The sequence below is a fragment of the Corallococcus sp. EGB genome (assembly GCF_019968905.1).
Lineage (GTDB): Bacteria > Myxococcota > Myxococcia > Myxococcales > Myxococcaceae > Corallococcus.
Genome location: NZ_CP079946.1, coordinates 6,634,127 through 6,654,060, shown reverse-complemented (window position 1 = coordinate 6,654,060; position 19,934 = coordinate 6,634,127). Strand labels below are relative to the sequence as shown.

Genomic DNA, 19,934 nt, shown 5'->3' with positions numbered 1-19,934 from the left:
GACAGGTGAGGGATGGCCCCCCCTTGGGCTTGGGGGCGCGCACGGATTAGGATGGCGCCGCCGATGGCCAACGCCGATCCGAACAGCTTCCTGAACAAGTACTCCGACATCGTCCTGGCGGTGGTCGTGGTCGCGATCATCGGGATGATGATCGTCCCGCTGCCGACGCTCATCCTGGACGTGTTGCTGACGCTGAACATCAGCATCTCGGTGGTACTGCTCCTCATCTCCCTCTACGTGCCCAGCGCGCTGTACCTGTCGTCGTTCCCGACGATCCTGCTGATCACGACGATGTTCCGCCTGTCGCTGACCATCTCCACCACGCGACTCATCCTGCTCACCGGTGACCCGGGCGAAGTCGTGGTCGCGTTCGGTCAGTTCGTGGTCCAGGGCAACTTCGTCGTCGGTGCCATCCTCTTCCTCATCCTGGTGGTGGTGAACTTCATCGTCATCTCCAAGGGCTCGGAGCGCGTCGCGGAAGTGGCCGCGCGCTTCACCCTGGACGCGATGCCCGGCAAGCAGATGTCCATCGACGCGGACCTGCGCGCGGGCGTCATTGATCAGGATCAGATGAAGAAGAAGCGCCGCGACCTGGAGCGTGAGAGCCAGCTCTTCGGCGCCATGGACGGCGCCATGAAGTTCGTGAAGGGCGACGCCATCGCGTCCATCATCATCACGGTCATCAACATCGTGGGCGGCCTCATCATCGGCGTGACGCAGAAGGGCCTGTCCGCCGGTGACGCCGCGCAGAAGTACACGCTGCTCACCATCGGTGACGGTCTTGTCGGCATGATCCCCGCCATCCTCATCTCCACCTGCGCCGGCATCCTGGTGACGCGCGTGGGCGGCGAGGAGGAGGGCGCGCACCTGGGCAAGGACGTGGGCAGCCAGCTCACCGCCTTCCCGAAGGCCATCGCCATCGCGGCGGGCATGCTCATCGCCCTGGGCCTCATCCCCGGCCTCCCCAAGGTTCCCTTCTTCATCCTGGGCGCGGGTGCGGGCTTCGGCGCCTACTCGATGATGCGCAAGCGCGACGAGGCGCTGGCCGCCGAGGAGGCCGGTCCCGCGATGGAGTCCAGCTTCGGCACGCCCGTGTCCGCGGAGCCTCCGCCCAAGGAGCAGCTCAATCCGGACTCGGAGCTGTTCATCCCCGTCGTCACGCCCATCGTGCTGGAGGTGTCCGACGCGCTGGTGCCGTACGTGGACTCGCGGCAGGACGGCGGCAAGTTCCTCTTCGAGCTCATCCCGTTCATGCGCGACGGCCTCTTCGTGGAACTGGGCGTGCGCTTCCCCGGTGTGCGCGCGCGCGGCAATGGCGGCCTGCCGCCCGGGGCCTACCAGATCCAGATCAACGAGGTGCCCGTCGTCACCGGCCAGGCCACCCTGGGCCACATCCTGGTGAACGACACGGTGGATCGCCTCAAGCTGATGAACATCCCCGGCTTCGAGGCCATCAACCCCGCGACGCGCCAGCCCGCCGCGTGGGTGCCCGAGCAGTTCCGGGACACGCTCGAGTCCGCGGGCCTCACCACCTGGGACGTGCCCGGCTACATCATCCTGCACACCGCCGCCGTGCTGCGGAAGAACGCCCGCGAGTTCGTGGGCGTGCAGGAGACGCAGACGATGCTGGAGCAGCTGGAGAAGGCGTTCCCGGCCATCGTCAAGGAGGTCGTCCCGAAGATCGTCAACGTGCTGAAGCTGACGGACATCCTCGGGCGCCTGGTGGAGGAGGAGATCTCCATCCGCGATCTGCGCGGCATCCTCCAGGCCCTGTCGGAGTACGGACAGGTGGAGGCGGACAACGTCATGCTCACCGAGCATGTCCGCGCCTCGCTGCGCCGCTACATCTCCCACAAGTACGCGCGTGGTACCGGCACGCTGGTGGTGTACCTGCTCGACCCGAACATCGAGGAGGCCATCCGCAGCTCCATCAAGCGCACCTCCGCGGGCGCCCACCTGGCGCTGGAGCCGGAGATCGCCCAGGAGATCGTCGGCGCGGTGCGCTCGGAATGCGGCCACCTGCCGCCCAGCGCCCAGCGCCCCGTCATCCTCACGGCGATGGACATCCGCCGCTACGTGCGCAAGCTGCTGGAGTACGAGTTCAACCCGTCGTTCTCCATCCTCAGCTACCAGGAGCTGTCCCCGGACCTGAACATCCAGCCGGTGGCGCGCATCGCATCCGGCCGGTAGCGGCCGGGAGGGTGTGATGGACCAGGCCTCCGCTTCGGCGGGGGCCTGTTCGTTACCGGGGGGCAGGGAACGGACGCCGCGCGTGGACGCGCGAGGCGCGCCCGGCTTCAGGCGCCCGCGAGCACGGCGATCATCAGCACCAGGAAGCTCAGCCCCACCACGCCCATCACGATGAGCGGGACGAGCTTCTTCTTGTCCGCGAGCGGGGACATGGCCGGGACGGGCTCGGGTTCCGGCATGGGCATGTCCATGCCGGCGTCGGGCTGCGGCTCTTCGGAGGAGGCCTCGGACGGGGCCTCGGAGGCGGCCTGCTCCTCGGGCTGCGGTTCGGGCTCGGGCTGCGGCTGCGGTTCGGGCTCGGGCGGCGGTGGCTCCTCGCGGCGGGGCGGGGAGGGGCGCGGCGGCGAGGGGGCGGGGGCGCTGGCGACGCTCTCCGAGGAGAGGCTCACCGCCGGCTCGTCGGGGGGCTCGGCGGGGTCCACGTAGACGAAGCGGGTGGCGCCAATCTCCAGCTCGTCGCCGTCCTTGAGCGCCTTGCGGTTCACCCGCTTCTTGTTGACCTTGATGCCGTTGCGGCTGCCCAGGTCCTCCACGTGCGTGCCGGACCAGTCGCGGCGGACCTTGGCGTGCTTGCGGGAGACGAGGTCGTCCTTGAGGATGACGTCGGCTTCCTTCTCGTCGCGGCCGAAGATGTGCTCCTGGGCCTCGGAGATTTCGATGCGCTGGCCCTCTCGCGGGCCGTTCATGTAGCGCAGGAAGCGCTCCTCGCCGCCGGCGAGGCCGCGCATCGCGTCCTTCAAGATGCCGCGCGCGAGGAAGGACGTCTTGTCGCTGACGTCCGGGGCAATCTCCACGACCTTGTCGAAGCGGACGTCGTACTGCGCGATGGCGATGATGTCGCCGTTGCGCAGCAGTTCCTTCTCTCCCTTGGGGAGCGTCTTGCCGTTGATCTTCGTGCCGTAGGCGCTGCCCAGGTCTTCCAGGAAGTAGAGGGTGCCCTCCTGGCTGATGCGCGCGTGGTTGCGCGACACCGCCTGCTGCGGGAGCACCACCTGGCAGGTCTTGTCCCGCCCCAGGGTGATGACGGAGTCGTCGAGGACGACCTCTTTGCCCGAGGCGCCTCCGGCCTCGCTGCGCTGCGTGACGGTCAGACGGACGCTCATCGCGTGTGTCGCTACCCGAAGGGACGGCTAGAACGAGTCGTTGGCCAGGAATCTCTCACACGTCGTGTACTCGGTGGGGAATTCCTCGGAGGTTCCAAACTTCATGAAGTTCTTGCAGGCCGTCTCCGCGTGGGACTTCTTCTGGGCCGCGGAGAAGATCTGGAAGAGGCCGAAGTGGCAGGGCGCGAACTTGGCGTCCAGCTTCACGCACTTGCGGTAGGCGTTCTCCTCCTCCGTGAGCAGGCCCTTCTCCCGGTACTGGCGCGCGAGCAGGTACATGGCGGGGGCGCTGTTCTCCGCCGTCTGGGTGTCCTTGAGCTCCTTGAGGGCGGAGTCGGTGAGGGCCACCTTGCGCTGGGCGACGGCCAGGTTGTTGAGGCAGCTGGCGTTCTTCTCATCCAGGCGGGCGCAGTTGCCAAAGGCCTCGCGCGCCTCCGCGAAGCGGCTCTGATCCATCAGCACGGTGCCCAGGTCGTGCCACACCTCCGCGGCGTCCGGCGTGAGCTGGGCGGCCTGGGAGATGTGCTCGTAGGCGCCCTCCAGGTCCTTGTCCTCGTAGGCCATGATGCCGAGGTTGTGGTGGGCGTTGGCCACGTTGGGGTTGACCGCGAGCAGCGTGTTGAACTCCTTCGTGGCCTCCTTCTTCTTGCCCATCTTCATGAAGGTGAGGCCCAGGTTGTAGCGCGACTCCAGGTTGTCCGGGTTCACCTGCAGGGCGCGCTTGAAGTTGTCGTGGGCCTTTCCGTAGGCGCCTTCCTCCAGATAGAGGATGCCCAGGTTCTGGTAGGCCTGCAGGTGCTCCTGGTTGAAGCGCAGGGCCTTGATGAAGAACTCCTTCGCCTTGCCCTTGTTGCCCGAGTACATGGCGATGAGGCCCTTGTTGGCCCACAGGTCCGCGTACTGGGGGGAGAACTCCAGGCCCAGGTTGCAGTAGGTCTCCGCCTTCTGCAGGTCCCCGTTGGCCATCTCCTGTGCGCACAGCTCGTTGTTGATGAGCGCCCGCTCGTGTGGCGGCGGCGTGCTGAGACAGGCAGTGGTGGTGAGGGAGGCGGCGGCGGTCAGCGTGAGGACGAGGCGGCGAAGACGCATGGCCGACCGAGTGTAGGAGAGCGCCACCCCGAGAGGCAACGGCGGCCTTCCGCTGAATCAGCGCTGTTTTCCATGGGTTAGGGCGGCTGTAGAGTGCGCCGCCATGCGTACCTACCTTTGTGCTTTCGGCTTGCTCGCTGCCCTGCTGGGCGCGGCTCCTGCTCACGCGCAGTTCTCCAACCGGAGTCTGGGCCTCTCGCTGGGCTACATGGACTTCAAGAGCACCGCGGGACTCGCGGGCACGCCGTTCGTCGGCCTGGAGGGCAGCCTCTACATCGAGAACGGCTTCGAGGTCGTCTCGCTGTCGAAGGTGATGTTCCCGAAGGACACCTACGCCGCGCCCGAGAAGCGCGTGGTGGGGCTGGCGCCGTCGCTGGGCATCCGCTACCTGCTGCTGGAGGAGACCATCCGCCCGTACATCGGGACGGACGTGAGCTACCTCATCGTCTTCAAGGACAGCATCAGCAACTTCGTGGGCATCGGGCCCAACGCGGGCGTGGACTTCTTCCTCAGCGACTCGGTGAGCCTGGGCGTGCGCGTGCAGTACAACTTCTACCTCGCGCTCAACGAGGATACGCAGAAGTCGCTGACGGGCTCCCTGGGCCTGGCGACGTACTTCTAGGTCCGGACGTGGACCGCCCCGGGCGCTGTCCCGGGGGCGGCAGCAGGGCGGCGGCGACGAGCAGCGTCCACTTCTCATCCGAGAGGTGGGCGGGCTTCTCCATGGCCAGCGAGTCCTGCAGCCGGGCGCCCAGCGCGGAGAACAGCGTGAGCCGGGCCTCCAGCCGCAGCTCCTCGCGGCGCAGGGCCGAGGACAGCACCAGCTCCCGCTCCTCGGTGGACAGGCGCTTCACGCGCGAGGCGAACAGCGGATCCGCCAGCAGGCCCTCATTGCCGCGCGTCTCCAGGGCGGAGGGCGCCTTCAGGCGCCGCTCGCGCACGACGATGGTTCCCGCCAGGAGGTCCCCCAGCCGCTGGTGCGAGCGGGACACGAGCGCGACCGAACCGCCCACGAGGTAGAGCACCGGCAGCCGGTCCACCACGCGCGCCAGGTTGCGCAGGGCCGCGTGGTAGAAGCCGATGCGCACGCCGCTCTCCTGGATGACCCGGAGCGACATCACGCGCTTGCCCACCGTCTGGCCCGCCCACGCGGTCTCCAGGGTGATGGCGTAGCCCCAGTCCACCAGGAAGTAGACGACGATGCTCAGGGCGCTCGCGAACCCCGGGAACGCGGACATGCCCAGCTGGAGCGCCATCAGCACCACCGACGTGGCGAGGCCGACGATGAGTGCGTCCAGCAGCCACGCGAGGAAGCGCGCGTACACGCCCGCGAGCGTGAAGCGGAACTCCACGTACTCCGGGGTCAGCACCGTGTGGGTGCCGTCGAGCAGGGTGTCGGGGGTGGGCGTCACGGCGCCGGAGTGTACGCCACGCGGACCGCGTTCCGTGGGACTCCCAGGCATGTCCCTCCGTGGGAGCCGCAAGCACCCTACGTCCGGCCATGACGCCGGGCAGGCGGGCGGGCGGCTCGGACCGGAGGACGGATGAGGGAAGGACCCGAAGAGTGTTATTCGTGAATAGCGGGCTCCCGGTTATCCTGTCCGCATTCCCGCGCCCGTGGCCCCTTCTGAAACCTCATCCTGGAACCGCCGCGTCCTGCCGGCGGGTGCCTTCCAGTTCGCGCTCATCGCTGGGGTGACGCAGCTCAAGACGTCCGCGAACGCGCTGGTGCTGTCGCGCTTCGAGTCCCAGGCGCTGCCGTACCTCTACCTCCTGGGTGCGTTGATGACGGCGGCGCTGACGCTGCTGCCGCGCGGCCGGCCGGGGGCGCCCACCGAGTCCCCGGGCATCCTCACCGGGGTGGGTGGGGTGCTGGCGCTGGGGCTGGCGGCGGCGCTGTCCGCGGGGCAGCGCATGCCGGCGCTGGCGCTGTACCTCTTCGCGGACTGCTTCAGCACGTTCGTGTCGTTCCGCTTCTGGGGGCGCATGGCGGCCGCGTTCGACGCGCGCGAGGCGCGCCGGGCGTTCACGGTGCTCAACGGCTTTGGCATGGGCGGCGGCATCGCGGGGGGCCTGCTGGTGCAGGCGCTGGCGGAGCGGTTGGGCACGCCCGCGGTGGTGGTGAGCGGCGCGGTGAGCCTGCTGGCCGCGGGCGCCATCTTCCACCACCTGCACAAGGCGGAGCCGGCGCAGCCCGCGCGCCCGCGCTCGCTGCAGGCGTGGTTCCCCGCGTGGAGCTACCTGGGGGAGAGCCCGTACGCGCAGGTGCTGGCGGCGCTGGGCATCGCCTTCGCCGTGCTGTCGTCCTTCGTGGACTACCTCTTCCGCCTGCGCGTGGAGGGCACGCTCAGCGAGGACGGGCTGGCGGCGCTGTTCGGCTCGCTGCAGCTGTGGATTGGCCTGTTCTGCGTGGCCTTCCAGCTGCTCGTGGCGGAGCGGCTGCTCAAGCGCATGGGCCTGCTCATGTACCTGGCGCTGGTGCCCATGGTGCTCGCGCCGCTGGCGGGCGCCACGCTGGTGACGGGGCAGCTGTGGCCGGTGCACCTGCTGCGGCTGGTGGAGACGGCGGTGAGCTACTCCATCCTCCCGGTGGGCATCCAGCTGCTCTACGCGGCCGTGCCGGACGAGCAGCGCGAGGGGCTGCGCAGCGCGGTGGACGGGCTTCTGCGCAAGGGCGGCGTGGTGCTGGCGGGCGTCCTGCTCATCGGCGCGGGCCGGGGCGCCAACGGCCTCACCATGGCCGTCGCGGTGGTGGCGCTGTGCGCCGCGCTGGGCCTGCTGCTCGTGCGCCTCAAGCCCGCGTACCTCACGGCGCTGGGCGAACAGGTGGGCGCCCACGAAGAGGAAGAGGTGGAGCTGGGCGGCGAGGCGCAGAAGCTCCTGGTGGAGGCGCTGGGGGCGCCCACCCCGGAGCGGGTGCTGCGCGCGGTGGACATGCTGGAGCACGCGGAGGCGTCGCCCCTGCGGCAGCACCTGGCCGCGCTGCTCAGCCACCCCCACGAGCGCGTGCAGGAGCGCGGCGTGACGCTGGCCCTGTCCATGGAGGCGCGGGAGCTGGCGCCCATGCTGGAGCGGCTGGTGGAGGAGGGCCCCCGGCGCCCTCGCGACCAGGCCGTGTGGGCGCTGGCGCGCCTGTCCCCGGAGCGCGCGGAGCGGCTGTTGCCGCCGCTGCTCACCAGCTCCGACGTGGGCCTGCGCTGCGCGGCCATTGGCGCGCTGATGCGCACGCAGGGCAACTCCGCGGCGCTGGAGTCCCTGCGCGAGCTGCTGGCGAAGGGAGACCACGCGCCCGTGGCCGAGCGGCGCGAGGTGGCGCGGCTGTTGGGCCGGTTGAAGGACCCCCGGTTCGCGGCGCCGCTGTCGCTCTATCTGGAGGACATGGACATCTCCGTGCGGCGCGTGGCGCTGGTGGCGGTGGGGGAGGGCGGCTACGTGGAGCTGGCGCCGCGCCTCCTGCCGTTCCTGTCCTGGCGCGAGGAGCGCCCCGCCGCGCGCGAGTCGCTGGTGCAGCTGGGCGACGCGGTGACGCCGCTGTTGGAGCTGCAGCTCAACAACAAGGCCGCGCCGCTGGCCATGCGCATGCAACTGCCCCGCGTGCTTCGCGGCATCGGTTCGTCCGCGGCGCTCAACGCGCTGCTGTTCTCCAACGTGCGCGACGACGCGGCGCTGCACTTCCGCATCGGCGCGCAGCTGTCGCGCCTGCGCGAGGAGCAGCCGGACCACCCGGTGGACGTGGACCGCATCCACGAGGCGCTGGGCCGCCGCCGCGACACGTACCGCCAGCTGGTGGGGGCCTTCCGCGACGTGCAGGCGGCGCTGGGGCCCCAGTCGCTGCTCACCCGCGCGGTGGGCGACCGGTTGGATCAGGCGCTGGAGCTGTCGTTCTTCCTCCTGGGCCTGCTGCACCCGCCACAGGCCATGCGCCGCATCCACCAGCACCTGGTGGGCAATGACTCGCGCCGGCGCGCCTATGCGCTGGAGCTGCTGGAGAACCTGGTGGCGCAGGAGGAGCGCGAGCTGGTGATGGAGCAGGTGGAGGCCCACCACCGCGAGCTCCCGCCGGGCGCGCCGGGCCGGCTGTGGCGGCGGCTGGCGAACCTGGTGCAGAGCGAGGACGTGGTGCTGCGCGCTTGCGCCCGCCATGTAGCGCGGGTGAACGGGCTGGACGTGCTCCCGCAGGAGGGTGACATGAGCGATACCATCGTCCAACGGATGTTCGCCCTGGAGGGCGTGAGCGTCTTCTCCCAGAGCGACGTGGATGACATCGCGGCCATCGCGGAGGTGGCGCGCGAGGCGTCCTACAAGACGGGCCAGCGGCTCTACAGCCAGGGTGACCCGGGCGACGCGCTCTACGTCATCGTCGAGGGCGCGGTGGACGCGTTCCGCAACGGCGAGCACGTGCTGCGCTTCCAGGCGAAGGAGGCCATCGGCGAGGTGAGCCTGCTCGACGGCGCGCCCCGTCCCACGGACATGATCGCCGCGGTGGACACGCGCGTGCTCGTCATCGACCGGCGCGACTTCCTGGACCTGCTGGCGGACCGGCCGGAGCTGCTCACCGGCTTCTTCCGCTCCGTGAGCCAGCAGCTCCAGAGCGTCATCGACCTGCCCGCGCGCCGCGAGGAGGGCCAGCGGCTGGAGCTGGGAGCGCCCCAGCAGCCCCCCGCGGCGCTGGAGGGCATTGGCGGCCTGCCCCCCGAGGGCAACGCGCCCTCCGACGTGTGAGTCAGTCTCCCGCGTCGTGCGCGGGCGGCGGCTCGTTGCCCTGGACCGCGGGCGGCCGCAGCGGGTCCATGCCGATGAGGTGCGACGAGGCCACCGGGATGAATGGCCGCGTGAAGCAGCGGAAGGGCGGCATGCTGCCCACGAAGCGGGTGAGCGCGAGCCCCGCGAAGACCCACGGCTGACGCTCCACGGTGGCGATGGGCGCGGCGACGCCTTCCGCGCGATGCGCGAGGCTCTTCATCATCCAGCGGAAGGCCCCGTGGGCGGGCAGCTTGCTCCAGACGCGCACGAACCAGGGCGGGCGCGTGACGGGGGCCACCCAGGCGCGGTCGCTCTTGGCGGCGGTGAAGACGAGCACCCACCAGAAGCCCCAGAGGCTGCTGAGCACGGTGAATGAATTCGAGAACCAGCACAGCGGGATGCAGAGCAGCGCCAGGGCGGGCATGCCCGTCACGAACAGCAGGAAGGCCCTCCAGCGGCGCTGGAGCTTGGCGCGGAGCCAGGGGACGTTGAGGCGCACGCGCGGGGTGATTTCGGGGTCCTCGGGCGGCACGCCGGTGGCGAGGCTGGCCTCGCGGGAGATGACCGTGTGGTAGTCGCGCGAAAGGCCGATGACGATCCACTGCACCGCGCTCAGCGAGCCGAAGAAGAGCGCCCAGAACTCCCAGCTCCCCAGGAAGAAGATGCCGTTGCGCACCTCGGGCGCGTCGATGTTGAAGCCCTTCTTCTGGGGCTCCTTGCGGATGCGCGGGCCCCTTCCGTTCGCGTCCGGGGCGTCCCGGAGGGCCTCCTCCACCTCCGCGCGGATGGCGGCGGAGAGCTGGGCGCCCAGGGAGACCTCCTCGTCCGAGTCCGCGCCCTGCTGCCGGGGCGCGGCCTCCTGTCCCTCCGCGGACGCATGCTCCGGAGCGGGCGCCGCCGCGGGGCCCGGGGCCTCCTCCCTCGCGGCCTTGCGTGCTTCGCGCGCGGACGGCTCGGAGGCTCTCGCGGCGGCCCGGGCCTCCTCGGCCTCCTGACGGCGCTGCTCCGCGGCCTCTTCGGCCGCGTCCGTGGCCTCCTCCGCGCTCTCCGCGGCTTCATCCGGAGGGAGGTCGCCGTTCTTGCCCGCGAGGGTGGCCTCCTGGATGAGCGCGGCGAGCGCCTGCTTCACGGCGGCGGGCTCTCCCTGGCCCTCCCGGGCCTTCATCGCGGTCTCCAGCTCCTGGGCCCGCTGCTCGATGCGGGCCTGCGCCTTCTCACGCGCGGCCCGGGGCTCGGCCGTGTCCGGTCTCTTCCGGGGCGCTTCGTCGTTGAACTCGTGGAGCGCCCAGCCCGCGGCGATGGCCAGCAGGAACGCCGTCTGGAGCGCGGTCACCTTCACGTACGTCGCGCGGACCGTTGGGTTCGCGAGCGTGACGCGGGCGATGTGGAAGGGCAGCGTCACGCCATAGAAGAACTGGCGGATCCGCCCCTTCGGCAGCTGGCCCTTCGTGGACTGGAAGTGCTCGGCGCCGCTCCTCACCTCTCCCCACAGCTCGGAGGCGAAGTTGCGGCCCCGGACGCCCCCTCGTCCGCTGGGAGTCCCGCCGTCCTTTTCCTCCTGTAAAGGCTTGAAATCCTTGCCTTTCATGCCCGTCATTGCGTCACGCTACCACGTCGGGGATGTGCTAAAGGCCGGGCCGTGAACCCGAACCACTTCTCGCTGCGTCCGTTCCGTCGTTCTACTCGCCAGCTGCGGCTGTCGTCCGGCGCGCTGGTCCTCGCCCTGGGAGCCCTCGCGGGTTGTGAGAAGACTCCCCCGCCGGCCCCCGCGCCTGTCGCGGCGGAGCCCGCGAAGCCGCCTCCGCCCTCGGAGGTGACGGTGCTCGTCACCGGCAGCGCCCGGGGCCAGCTCCTGCCCGTCGATGGCAAGGGCGGCGCCGCGGAGCTGATGGGCCGCTGGGTGAATGATGAAAAGCACTGTGCCGGTCCGCTGAAGGACGGCCAGGCGACCTGTGCGGATGCCGGCACGCTCGCCCTGACGACGGGCGACCTGTGGACGGGCCCGGCCATCTCCTCCTTCTTCCTGGGCGTTCCGACGGCTGAAGTGATGGGACACATGGGCTATGCGGCCTCCGCGCTGGGCAACCACGAGCTGGCGTACGCCAAGGATTCCTTCCTGAAGAACCGCGCGGCCGGGGGCTTCCCGTTCCTGGCGGCGAACCTGAAGGTGTCGGATGCGTCGCTCGCCAAGGACCTGTCCATGCCCGCGTTCCAGGTCTACGAGCGGCGGGGCCTGAAGATTGCGGTGGTGGGCCTCACGTCGCAGAAGACGGTGCGCACGGCGATGTCCGGCCGCGCGGAAGGGTTGGAGGTCACGCCCAACGAGGACGCGCTGAGCACGGCCGTTCCGGAGGCGCGCAAGGCGGGCGCGGACGTCGTCGTCATCGTGGCGGACCAGTGCCCCATGGACCTGCAGCCGGTGCTGGCGAAGCACGCGGACTGGAAGGTGTCGCTGGTGGCGGGTGGCCGCTGCGGTACGGACGCCCCGGGCGTGAAGACCGAGGGTGAGACGACCTATGCGTCGCTGGGCCGCGGCTTCGACTCGTACCTGCGCGCGCAGCTGAAGTTCGACCCGTCGAAGGCGGCGGGCCAGAAGCTGACCGGCGTGGACACGAAGGTCGTCGAGGTGGCGGGCGGCACGCCGGACGCGGAAACGGCGAAGCGCATCGCGGAGTGGCAGGCGAAGGTGGACCAGGCGCTGGGCCGGAAGATCGGCTTCACCAAGGCGGGCATCCCGCAGGACTCGCCGCTGATGGCGAAGTGGGTGGCGGGCGCGGTGCGCGCGCAGCTCAACGCGGACGCGGTCATCCTCAACAAGGGCGGCATTCGCAATGGCCTGTCCAAGGGTGAGGTGACGCTGGGCAGCGTGTACTCGGCGCTGCCCTTCGAGAACTCGCTGCTCACCATGAAGATCAAGGGCGAGGACCTGGCCAAGCAGCTGGCGAACCCGGACGCGCTCGTGGCCGGCTTCACGCCGGCGGGCAAGGGCAAGTTCAAGGACGCCCAGGGCAAGCCGCTGGATCCGAAGAAGGAGTACACCGTGGCCACGGTGGAGTACCTGTACTTCGGCGGTGACGGCTTCGACTTCGAGAAGCTGGACACCGACCCTTCGGAGACGGGCATGGCGTGGCAGACGCCCGTCGTCGAGTGGACCGAGGCCCAGGCCTCCACCGAGGCCAAGCCGCTCGAGAAGCTCATCAAGTAGCGCGCTGGCTTCCTGAAGCACCGGGGCGCCGGAGTCCTCTGCCTGAATGGAGAGGGCGGCCGGCGCCTCGCCGTTTCCGCCGCTCGGCTAGAGTGGGCGCATGGAGATGGCGGAGTTCATCGAGACGCGGCGTCCGCGCTGGCAGCAGCTGGAGACGTTGCTGGACAAGTCCGAGGGCGAGGGGCTGCGCAACCTGAGTCTGGACGAGGCGCGGTCGCTGGGGAAGCTGTACCGCGCCGTCTCCAGCGACCTGTTGTGGGTGCGCGCGCGCAGCGGCTCCGCGGACGTGAGCGCGTACCTCAACGACCTGGTGGGCCGTGCGTACGCGCTGACGTACCCGGGCCGCCGGCCCCGGTTCGCGGAGGTGTGGGCCTTCGTCGCGCGCGGCTTCCCGGCGCTCCTGCACCGCGAGTGGCGCATGTACGTGGCGTCGGTGCTGCTGTTCCTGGCGGGCGCGGGCTTTGGCTACGTGGGCATGGTGGTGGATCCGGACGCCGCGCACTACCTGGTGCCCGAGCAGCACCTGAACCTGGACCCCGTGAAGCGCGCCGCGGACGAGGCCGCGGGCAAGGGCCACTCCGTGGAGGAGCAGGCCCAGTTCACGACGTTCCTCTTCACGCACAACATCCAGGTGGCCTTCCTGGCGTTCGCGCTGGGCATCACGCTGGGGCTGGGCACGGCGGTGATGCTGTTCACCAACGGCCTGTTCCTGGGGTCGCTCGCGCAGGTGTACGTGGCGAAGGGGATGGCCGGGTGGTTCTGGGCGTGGATCCTCCCGCACGGCATCCCGGAGATCTCGGCCATCTGCATCGCGGGCGCGGCGGGGCTCGTCATCGCGCGGGGCATGGTGGCGCCGGGCGGGCTGTCGCGCGGACAGGCGCTGCGCAAGGAGGCGGTGACGGCGGTGAAGATGCTGTTCGGAACGCTGGCGCTGTTCGTGCTCGCGGGCTTCATCGAAGGCACCGTGTCGCAGATCCATCCGCCGAAGCTGTCGGTGGCCTTCAAGGTCACCTTCGCGCTCACGGTGGGGGCGGGCGTCTACGCGTACCTGCTGTCGGGTTGGATGCGCGGCCGGCGGGAGGCCGCACGGGCGGCGGTGGAGCTGGCGGGATGAGCGGGCCGGAGCTGTCCGTGCCTCCGTTGCCGCGCGAGCCGGAGGTGCTGATTGAGTGCCCGCGCTTCTCGATGGTGAAGCGGCGCGCGGACGGCTCCGTGGACTTCGTGTCGCCGCTGCCGTGCCCGTACAACTACGGCTCCATTCCGGGCCTGTCGTCGGATGACGGGGATCCGCTGGACGCGGTGGTGCTGGGGCCACGCCTGTCGCAGGGGCAGCGCGTGCGCGTGCCGGTGGTGGCGGTGCTGGGCTTCATCGACGCGGGGAGGGGCGACCCGAAGGTGGTGTGCGGGACGCACCCGATGACGCCCTCCGAGCGCGCGGGCCTGGAGCGCTTCTTCCGCGTCTATGCCCTGTTCAAGCGGGGCCTGCACCGCGTGCGAGGTGACGTGCCCGACACGCGGTTCGTGGGCTGGCTGCGCGAGGGCGCCGAGCCCTAGCCGAGGGCCTTGGTCATCTTCAGGACCCGGTTCATCCGGAGGCCCTGCTGGATGGGACCCACCCATTGCTCCGGCTGGAAACCCACGCGCTCCCAGAAGCGGCGCCCGACCGTGTTGTGCTCCACCACCGCCACGCGCAGCAACCGGCCGCCGTTCGCGCGCACGTGGTCCTCGTAGGCGCTCAGCACGGCTTCGCCCCGGCCGCGCCCCCGGGCTTCTGGCGAGAGCAGCAGCAGGCCGATGTACCACTCCCCCTGCGCCGGAAAGTCGCGCAGGGCTTCGAGCATCCCCGCGAGGTTGCCCTGCGCGTCGCGGAGCGCGAGGAGGTGGCCCTGGCCCGGGGCGAGCCCCGGAGGCCTTTCGCTGGGGATGTTCCGGGCCTGATCCGGGAGCGCGGGACGGCCGTAGGCGATCTGGTGGTAGTCCTCGCAGCGCTCGAGGAGCGGCTGCACGACCGCGGTCTCCGCGTCGGGAACGACTTCCGCGACGAGGTCTCCTGCCTGGAACACGACGGACATGTGGCTCCCCCCTAGAGGACGCCGCGCGCCTTGATGTCGAGATACCGATTCACGGCCGCGAGGCTCAGCTCATCCGGTGCGACGTCCAACATCTGCACGCCCCCCCGGCTCACGCGGGCCTTGAGCACCTCGCGGTCCGTGAGCAGCTCCGACGCCACCGCGTGCTGGAAGGCCTCCTCCGGGCCGGCGGGCGGCGTGTGCAGCAGCTTCTGGAGCGCCGTGTCCTTCACGGACAAGCACAGCGGGACGTGGCGGCGCGCCAGGCGATGCAGCGGGGCCACCAGCGTCCCGGCCTGCTCCTCGTCGAGGAAGTCCGTGAAGACGCACAGCAGGCTGCGCCGGTGGAGGCGCACGTTCAGCTCCTTGAAGAGCGCCAGGTAGTCCACGTACGTGAGGCTGGGCGTCGCGGAGTAGAGCGTGTCCACCAGCTTGCGGTACTGGCCGCGGCCCGCCGCGGGCGGCAGGTAGGCCTTCACGCCGTCCGCGAAGAGGGCCAGGCCCACCCGGTCTCCATTGCGGATGGCCACGAACGCGAGGAACAGCGCCGCGTTCACCGCGTGGTCCAACTTGGTGAGGCCGTCCACCTGCGCCGCCATGGAGCGCCCCGCGTCCACGCAGATGAGCAGCGCCTGCGAGCGCTCCGACTCCAGCACCCGCGTCACCGGCCTGCCCCGGCGCGCGGTGGCCTTCCAGTCCACGTCGCGCACGCTGTCGCCCTGGGCGTAGTCGCGCAGGCGCGCGAACTCGCTGCCCTGGCCGTCGCGCCGCAGCTGCCGCAGGCCCAGGTTCACCAGGTCCAGCGCCGCGCCTGAGAGCAGCAGGCGCCGGGCTCCGCGCAGGTCCGGGTACACCGACACCGAGCGCTCCGCGGGGAAGGCGCGCTCGTGCGCGATGAGCCCCAGCGGGCCGCGCACGCGCACGTGCACGTCGCCGAAGCTGAACTTGCCGCGCTTCGAGGGCGTGGCCCGGTACACCCACTGCGTCTGGCTGTCCGGCGTGAGGCGCAGCGTGGCCTCCGAGGGCTCCGTGGTGAAGGACGGCGGCGCGTCGTCCTTCACGCGCACCTCCACCGTGCCGCGTCCCCGGTGCACCAGCTTCAGCTCGACGCGGTTCGCCACGCCCACGTTGAGGCGCTCCGGCAGCGCGCGCTCCACCTCCAGCCGCACGCGGCGGGCCTGGAGGAAGTCGAACGCGGCCAGGGCCAGCGCCAGCGCGTCCAGCGCCAGCACCGCGCCACCCAGGCCCGGAAAGAAGCCCGCCAGCGCCATGGGCAGCGCGAGCAGGGCGAGCAGCCCCCACAGGCGCTCGGAGGGAATCACCGGGGGACCTCGACGCCCTGGACCACCTCGCGCAGCACGTCCGCCGGCGTGGCGCCGTCCAGCTCCGCGTCCGGTGACAAGAGCAGGCGGTGGCGCAGCACCGGACCCACGAGGAAGCGCACGTCATCCGGGGTGACGAAGTCGCGGCCCCGCAGCGCCGCCAGCGCCTTCGACGCGAGCAGCAGGTGCACGCCCGCACGAGGCCCCGCGCCCAGGCGGATGTTGGGCGAGCCGCGCGTCGCCGCCACCAGCTTGCGGATGTAGCTGAGGACCGGCTGTTCCACGTTCACCAGGTTGAGCGCCTGGCGCGCCTGGAGCAGGCCGTCCTTCGTCACCGTCGCGTTCACGCCCGCGCGCGCCAGGTCCCCCGCGTCGAAGCCCCGGTGCACGGATTCGAGGATGGCGTCCTCCTCCTCCGGCGCGGGGTAGCCCACGTCGATCTTGAGCAGGAAGCGGTCGAGCTGCGCCTCGGGGAGCGGGTACGTGCCTTCCGACTCCACCGGGTTCTGCGTGGCGAACACCGTGAACATGGGCGACAGCTGGAGGTTCTTGCCCTCCAGCGACACGGCGCGCTCCTGCATGGCCTCCAGCAGCGCGGACTGCGTCTTGGCCGGGGCGCGGTTGATTTCGTCCGCCAGCAGCAGGTCCGTGAAGATGGGGCCTCGCACGAGCACGAAGGCCTGCGACTTCAGGTCGAAGATGCTGGTGCCCAGGATGTCCGCGGGCATCAGGTCCGGCGTGAACTGGATGCGCTTGAAGTCCGCGCCCACGCTGCGCGACAGCGCCTTGGCCATCAGCGTCTTGGCCACGCCGGGCACGCCCTCCAGGAGGATGTGCCCGCCGGCCACGAGCCCGCAGAGCATCAGCTCCAGCGGTGCGTCCTGCCCGACCACGGCCTTGCGCACCTCCGCGAGGACGCCCTCGCGGATGGCGTTCGCGGACCGCACGGCGTCGCCGGTGTCCGGGAGGGGAGGAGGGGAGAAGGGCGGGGCGTTCATGGCGTTCCAGGGCGGGGCCGGCCGGTGCCGGCGGGGTGGATGCGCTCGCGCACGTGCGCGGCGGAGGTGGCGAGGGCCTGAAGGTCGGCGTCCTTGTGGGCGGCCTCGGACTGGCGGACCACGTCGAGCAGGCCGTCCGCCAGGTCCTGTCGTCCGCGCAGGCGCAGCCCTTCCGCCACGGCGGCGGCGGTGGCGTGCGCAGGCAGGCCCGCGTGCGGCGCCAGTTGCTGCGTGAGGCCTCGCGAGATGAGCCCCGCGGCGAAGCCGTGGTGGAGGCCCTCGCGGTACAGGCGGCTCATGGCGAAGAGGGCGTCCGTGGCGCCCACGCGCATGGACTCGGCGGGAGGCAGCGGGCGGCCGAAGCGCTTCAGCGCGCCCGCCCACAGCACGACGCCCAGCAGCAGCTGCGCGATGGCGAAGTGCAGGCCGTAGCGGCGCGCGAAGTCCACGAGCGAGCGCTGGTTGGTGAAGCCGTGGTGGAACTCGTCGAAGGCGAAGGGGCCGGGGCCCAGGGCCTCCAGCGCGCTCAGCCAGAACTGCGCGTTGTCCGCCCGCGCGAGCGCCGGGTTCATCGCGAGCTCGGGGGCGCCCACCACCAGCACCCGGCCCCGGCCCACGTTGAGCACTGCCGCGACGGGGAAGCCCAGGCGCTCGTCCTCCAGCACCGGGATGGCGCCCTCCGGCAGCCGGAGGTAGGCCTGGACCTTCGCCTCCACGCGCTCCACGCCCAGCGTGTACGGCGTGGGCAGCGGAGGCACCAGCGTGCGCATGGGCAGCGTCACGTCCGCCTTGTCCAGCTTCACGCCCAGCTCATCCAGGAGCCCGTTCTCCCGCGAGCCCCACGGCACGTACACGAGCGAGGCGCCCGCGCGGACATGGGCCAGCACGCGGTCGACCTCGGTGTCGTCCAACTGCTGCGCCCGCAGCGCGTTGAAGCCCTGGTGCGGCGCCACCTCGTCGTTCACGCCCGCGTCCGGATCCGAGGCGAGCCGCGTCTGATCCGGATCCGCCTCGTGCGAGTCCTGGACCTCCACGGCGAGCAGCACCAGCGCGTCGTGGCCGGAGAGCATGCGCAGGTCCTCCATGCTGCGCGTCACCGGCAGGCCGCTCTCCTGCGCGAGCAGGTACAGGGCTCGCGCGCCGTCCGGCTCCGAGCGGAACGTGGACAGCGGATCCGCGAAGCCGCCGCGCTGGGCGCCGCGCACCAGGAACGCCCCGAGCACGCCCGCGAGCAGCAGGCACCCCAGCACGAGCAGCGGGAAACGGTCACGCACCGGCGGCCTCCTGCGCGGACGGCGCGGCGAGCAGCGGAGCGGTGAGGGCGCGGAACTCGCGGTAGCCGTCGGCGCCCACGGGCACGTGGCCGTACCACGCGAAGTCGAAGCGGCGCGTCAGCTCACGGAACGGGGCCTTCACCTCGGGGCGGCCCCGGAACGCGCGCAGGTAGTCCCAATTGGAGAGCGTCACGTCGTACTGGATGGCGCCGTCACGGTGCAGGCGCGACAGCAGCGCGAGGTACAGGTTGCGCACGGCTTCGCGGTACTCGCCCTTCGCGGCCAGCGCGTCCGCCAGGTGCGCCCAGCCTTCGGGCGGACGCGACAGGGCGTGGTCCGGACGATTCGCGAGCGCCGCGGCGTCCAGGGTGCGCACCTCCAGCGCCGGGCCGGAGTCCTCGCGCTTGCGCTTCAGGAGGCTCACGAGGACCCACCCCAGCACCGCCAGCGTCAGCGCGACCAGCACGGCGACGAGGGCGTTGGCCACCGCTCCGCCCAGGGGGACGCTCGTGTCCTGCGGTGGAGGCTTCGGGTCGTAGTTCTTGAAGAGGTCCCTGAGCCACTCGCCCAGCTTGTCGATGAACCGGCGCCACCAGCCGGGCTCCGCTGGAGGGACCTCCTCCTCCTTGGGCTCGTCCGGAGCCTTCTCCGGGCGCTCCTGGAACTCCGGCCGCGCGAGGATGGACCGCGCCCGGTCCGTCGCCGCCCGGGCGTCCACGCGCGCCTGGGCCTCGGCCGTGGCCGTCACCTGCGCCAGCCCCTCCTCCAGCGTCACCGCCGCGCTCTCGCAGTCATCGTCGTCGAAGGCCTGGTGCTCCAGGCGGCGCACGAAACGGTCCAGCTTCACCGTCTCCCGCGCGTCCAGCGCGTCGAAGTGACGGAGCGCCGTGCCCTCCACCTGCTCGGGCACCTCACACGTCGTCGCGACCTTCACCAGCCGGGCGCGCACGGCCTGACGGTCCACGGGCGCGGCTTCCGGCGCGGCCCGCGCTGGCGCCGGGGCCGCGAGGAACAGCCCGGTGAGCAGGAGCCACGCGGCGGCCGCGCCCTTCGGCGCGAGCGAACCGCGCTGCTTGCCGCGCTCCGGGAGCTGCTCCACGGCGGCCAGCAGGTCCAGCCCCTCCTGCCGCACGCGTCCGTCCACCAGCAGCAGCGTGGTGGTGGCCGCGCGCAGGGGCTCGAAGAGGGCGAACGTCGTCGCGGCGAGGAACACGAGCCACGGCGGGTTGTCCAGCGACGCGAACCGCTCCGCGAACGTCAGGTCGATGCCCACGAGTTGCCGCCCGATGTAGAGCAGGAAGTTGAGCCCCACGTGCAGGTTGAGGAACACCAGCACCTGCACGCTCATCAGCCAGCGCACCGCGGTGGCCGTCCCTCGCGAAGGCCCCAGGAGCCGCGCCCCCAGGCCATACAGCTTCAGCGGGCTGCCCCGGCCCTGCATCGTCACGGCGTAGCCCACGCCCTGGGCGGAGAGCAGGAACAGCGCGATGCCCAGCGTGAGCGTCAGCGTCAGCACGTTGAAGCACGCCAGGTACGCCACCGCGATGAAGAGGCTGGGCAGCCGGGACAGCGCCGCGCGCAGCGACTGACGCACGGACGGCTCCGCCTTCGCGCCCAGCAGCACCTCCTGCACGTAGTGGCACGCCGCGCCCTGGCCCACGCCCCTCAGGAACCACGCGAGCGTCAGGAGCAGGGCGGGCAGGGTGGGCGAGCGCCCATGCTCCACGGCGTCCAGCAGGTGCAGCAGCGCGGCCACCACCGCCGCGCCGCCCGGCAGCGTGAGGGCCCACACGCCCGTGTCGCGCGCGCACAGCCGCAGCGCCGCGTCCATCAAGGCCACCGGACCCCGGGGGCGCAATTCCAACGCGGAGACGGCCATCG

15 protein-coding genes are annotated in these 19,934 nt (G+C 71.1%); 6 read left to right on the top strand and 9 right to left on the bottom strand.

What is annotated here, in order from left to right:
• Positions 1-63 precede the first annotated feature (63 nt).
• Positions 64-2,190: a type III secretion system export apparatus subunit SctV gene (gene sctV / locus KYK13_RS27190; protein WP_223635262.1), complete on the top strand. Its 2,127-nt coding sequence runs from the start codon at positions 64-66 to the stop codon at positions 2,188-2,190.
• A 107-nt stretch (positions 2,191-2,297) separates the two neighbouring features.
• Here sctV and KYK13_RS27185 read toward each other — a convergent pair whose 3' ends face one another.
• Positions 2,298-3,353, bottom strand: coding sequence for an FHA domain-containing protein (locus tag KYK13_RS27185; protein ID WP_223635259.1), 1,056 nt, complete (start codon positions 3,351-3,353; stop codon positions 2,298-2,300).
• A gap of 27 nt (positions 3,354-3,380) precedes the next feature.
• On the bottom strand, positions 3,381-4,442 hold the full coding sequence (locus KYK13_RS27180) for a lipopolysaccharide assembly protein LapB (protein ID WP_223635256.1): 1,062 nt from the start codon (positions 4,440-4,442) through the stop codon (positions 3,381-3,383).
• A 103-nt stretch (positions 4,443-4,545) separates the two neighbouring features.
• Here KYK13_RS27180 and KYK13_RS27175 point away from each other — a divergent pair, with 103 nt between their 5' ends.
• Positions 4,546-5,064 carry an OmpW family outer membrane protein gene (locus tag KYK13_RS27175; RefSeq protein ID WP_223635253.1) on the top strand — a complete coding sequence of 173 codons (519 nt, stop codon included), beginning with the start codon at positions 4,546-4,548 and terminating at the stop codon, positions 5,062-5,064.
• Here KYK13_RS27175 and KYK13_RS27170 read toward each other — a convergent pair.
• Positions 5,006-5,854 carry an RDD family protein gene (locus KYK13_RS27170; RefSeq protein WP_223635250.1) on the bottom strand — a complete coding sequence of 283 codons (849 nt, stop codon included), beginning with the start codon at positions 5,852-5,854 and terminating at the stop codon, positions 5,006-5,008. The two genes, KYK13_RS27175 and KYK13_RS27170, sit on opposite strands and share 59 nt — an antisense overlap.
• Before the next feature lie 205 nt (positions 5,855-6,059).
• Here KYK13_RS27170 and KYK13_RS27165 point away from each other — a divergent pair, with 205 nt between their 5' ends.
• Entirely contained in the window at positions 6,060-9,164 is a 3,105-nt protein-coding gene (locus KYK13_RS27165) for a cyclic nucleotide-binding domain-containing protein (protein WP_223635246.1), read from the top strand.
• Between the two features lies 1 nt (position 9,165).
• On the opposite strand, the gene KYK13_RS27160 is transcribed toward KYK13_RS27165, so the two are convergent.
• Entirely contained in the window at positions 9,166-10,773 is a 1,608-nt protein-coding gene (locus KYK13_RS27160) for a hypothetical protein (protein ID WP_223635243.1), read from the bottom strand.
• A gap of 51 nt (positions 10,774-10,824) precedes the next feature.
• Between KYK13_RS27160 and KYK13_RS27155 the strand changes: the two genes are divergently transcribed.
• The 3 genes from KYK13_RS27155 (at position 10,825) to KYK13_RS27145 (ending at position 13,944) form a co-directional block, all read left to right on the top strand.
• The gene (locus KYK13_RS27155) at positions 10,825-12,390 is read left to right on the top strand and encodes a bifunctional UDP-sugar hydrolase/5'-nucleotidase (RefSeq protein ID WP_223635240.1); all 1,566 of its coding nucleotides are present in this window, start codon (positions 10,825-10,827) and stop codon (positions 12,388-12,390) included.
• A gap of 100 nt (positions 12,391-12,490) precedes the next feature.
• Positions 12,491-13,504 carry a stage II sporulation protein M gene (locus KYK13_RS27150; protein WP_223635237.1) on the top strand — a complete coding sequence of 338 codons (1,014 nt, stop codon included), beginning with the start codon at positions 12,491-12,493 and terminating at the stop codon, positions 13,502-13,504.
• Positions 13,501-13,944, top strand: coding sequence for an inorganic diphosphatase (locus tag KYK13_RS27145; RefSeq protein WP_223635235.1), 444 nt, complete (start codon positions 13,501-13,503; stop codon positions 13,942-13,944). The genes KYK13_RS27150 and KYK13_RS27145 overlap by 4 nt, the downstream gene beginning before the upstream one ends.
• On the opposite strand, the gene KYK13_RS27140 is transcribed toward KYK13_RS27145, so the two are convergent.
• Genes KYK13_RS27140 through KYK13_RS27120 form a run of 5 tightly spaced genes read right to left on the bottom strand, consistent with a single transcriptional unit; the run spans position 13,941 to position 19,932 of the window.
• Positions 13,941-14,462 carry an N-acetyltransferase gene (locus KYK13_RS27140; RefSeq protein WP_223635233.1) on the bottom strand — a complete coding sequence of 174 codons (522 nt, stop codon included), beginning with the start codon at positions 14,460-14,462 and terminating at the stop codon, positions 13,941-13,943. The genes KYK13_RS27145 and KYK13_RS27140 overlap by 4 nt on opposite strands.
• Before the next feature lie 11 nt (positions 14,463-14,473).
• Positions 14,474-15,781: a DUF58 domain-containing protein gene (locus KYK13_RS27135; protein ID WP_223635231.1), complete on the bottom strand. Its 1,308-nt coding sequence runs from the start codon at positions 15,779-15,781 to the stop codon at positions 14,474-14,476.
• Positions 15,778-16,779: a MoxR family ATPase gene (locus tag KYK13_RS27130; RefSeq protein ID WP_223635229.1), complete on the bottom strand. Its 1,002-nt coding sequence runs from the start codon at positions 16,777-16,779 to the stop codon at positions 15,778-15,780. The genes KYK13_RS27135 and KYK13_RS27130 overlap by 4 nt, the downstream gene beginning before the upstream one ends.
• Entirely contained in the window at positions 16,776-18,053 is a 1,278-nt protein-coding gene (locus KYK13_RS27125) for a DUF4350 domain-containing protein (protein ID WP_223635227.1), read from the bottom strand. Before KYK13_RS27125 ends, KYK13_RS27130 begins: the two co-directional genes overlap by 4 nt.
• Positions 18,046-19,932 (bottom strand): DUF4129 domain-containing protein, encoded by a 1,887-nt coding sequence (locus KYK13_RS27120; RefSeq protein ID WP_223635225.1) that lies wholly within the window; start codon positions 19,930-19,932, stop codon positions 18,046-18,048. The genes KYK13_RS27125 and KYK13_RS27120 overlap by 8 nt, the downstream gene beginning before the upstream one ends.
• Positions 19,933-19,934: the final 2 nt, after the last annotated feature.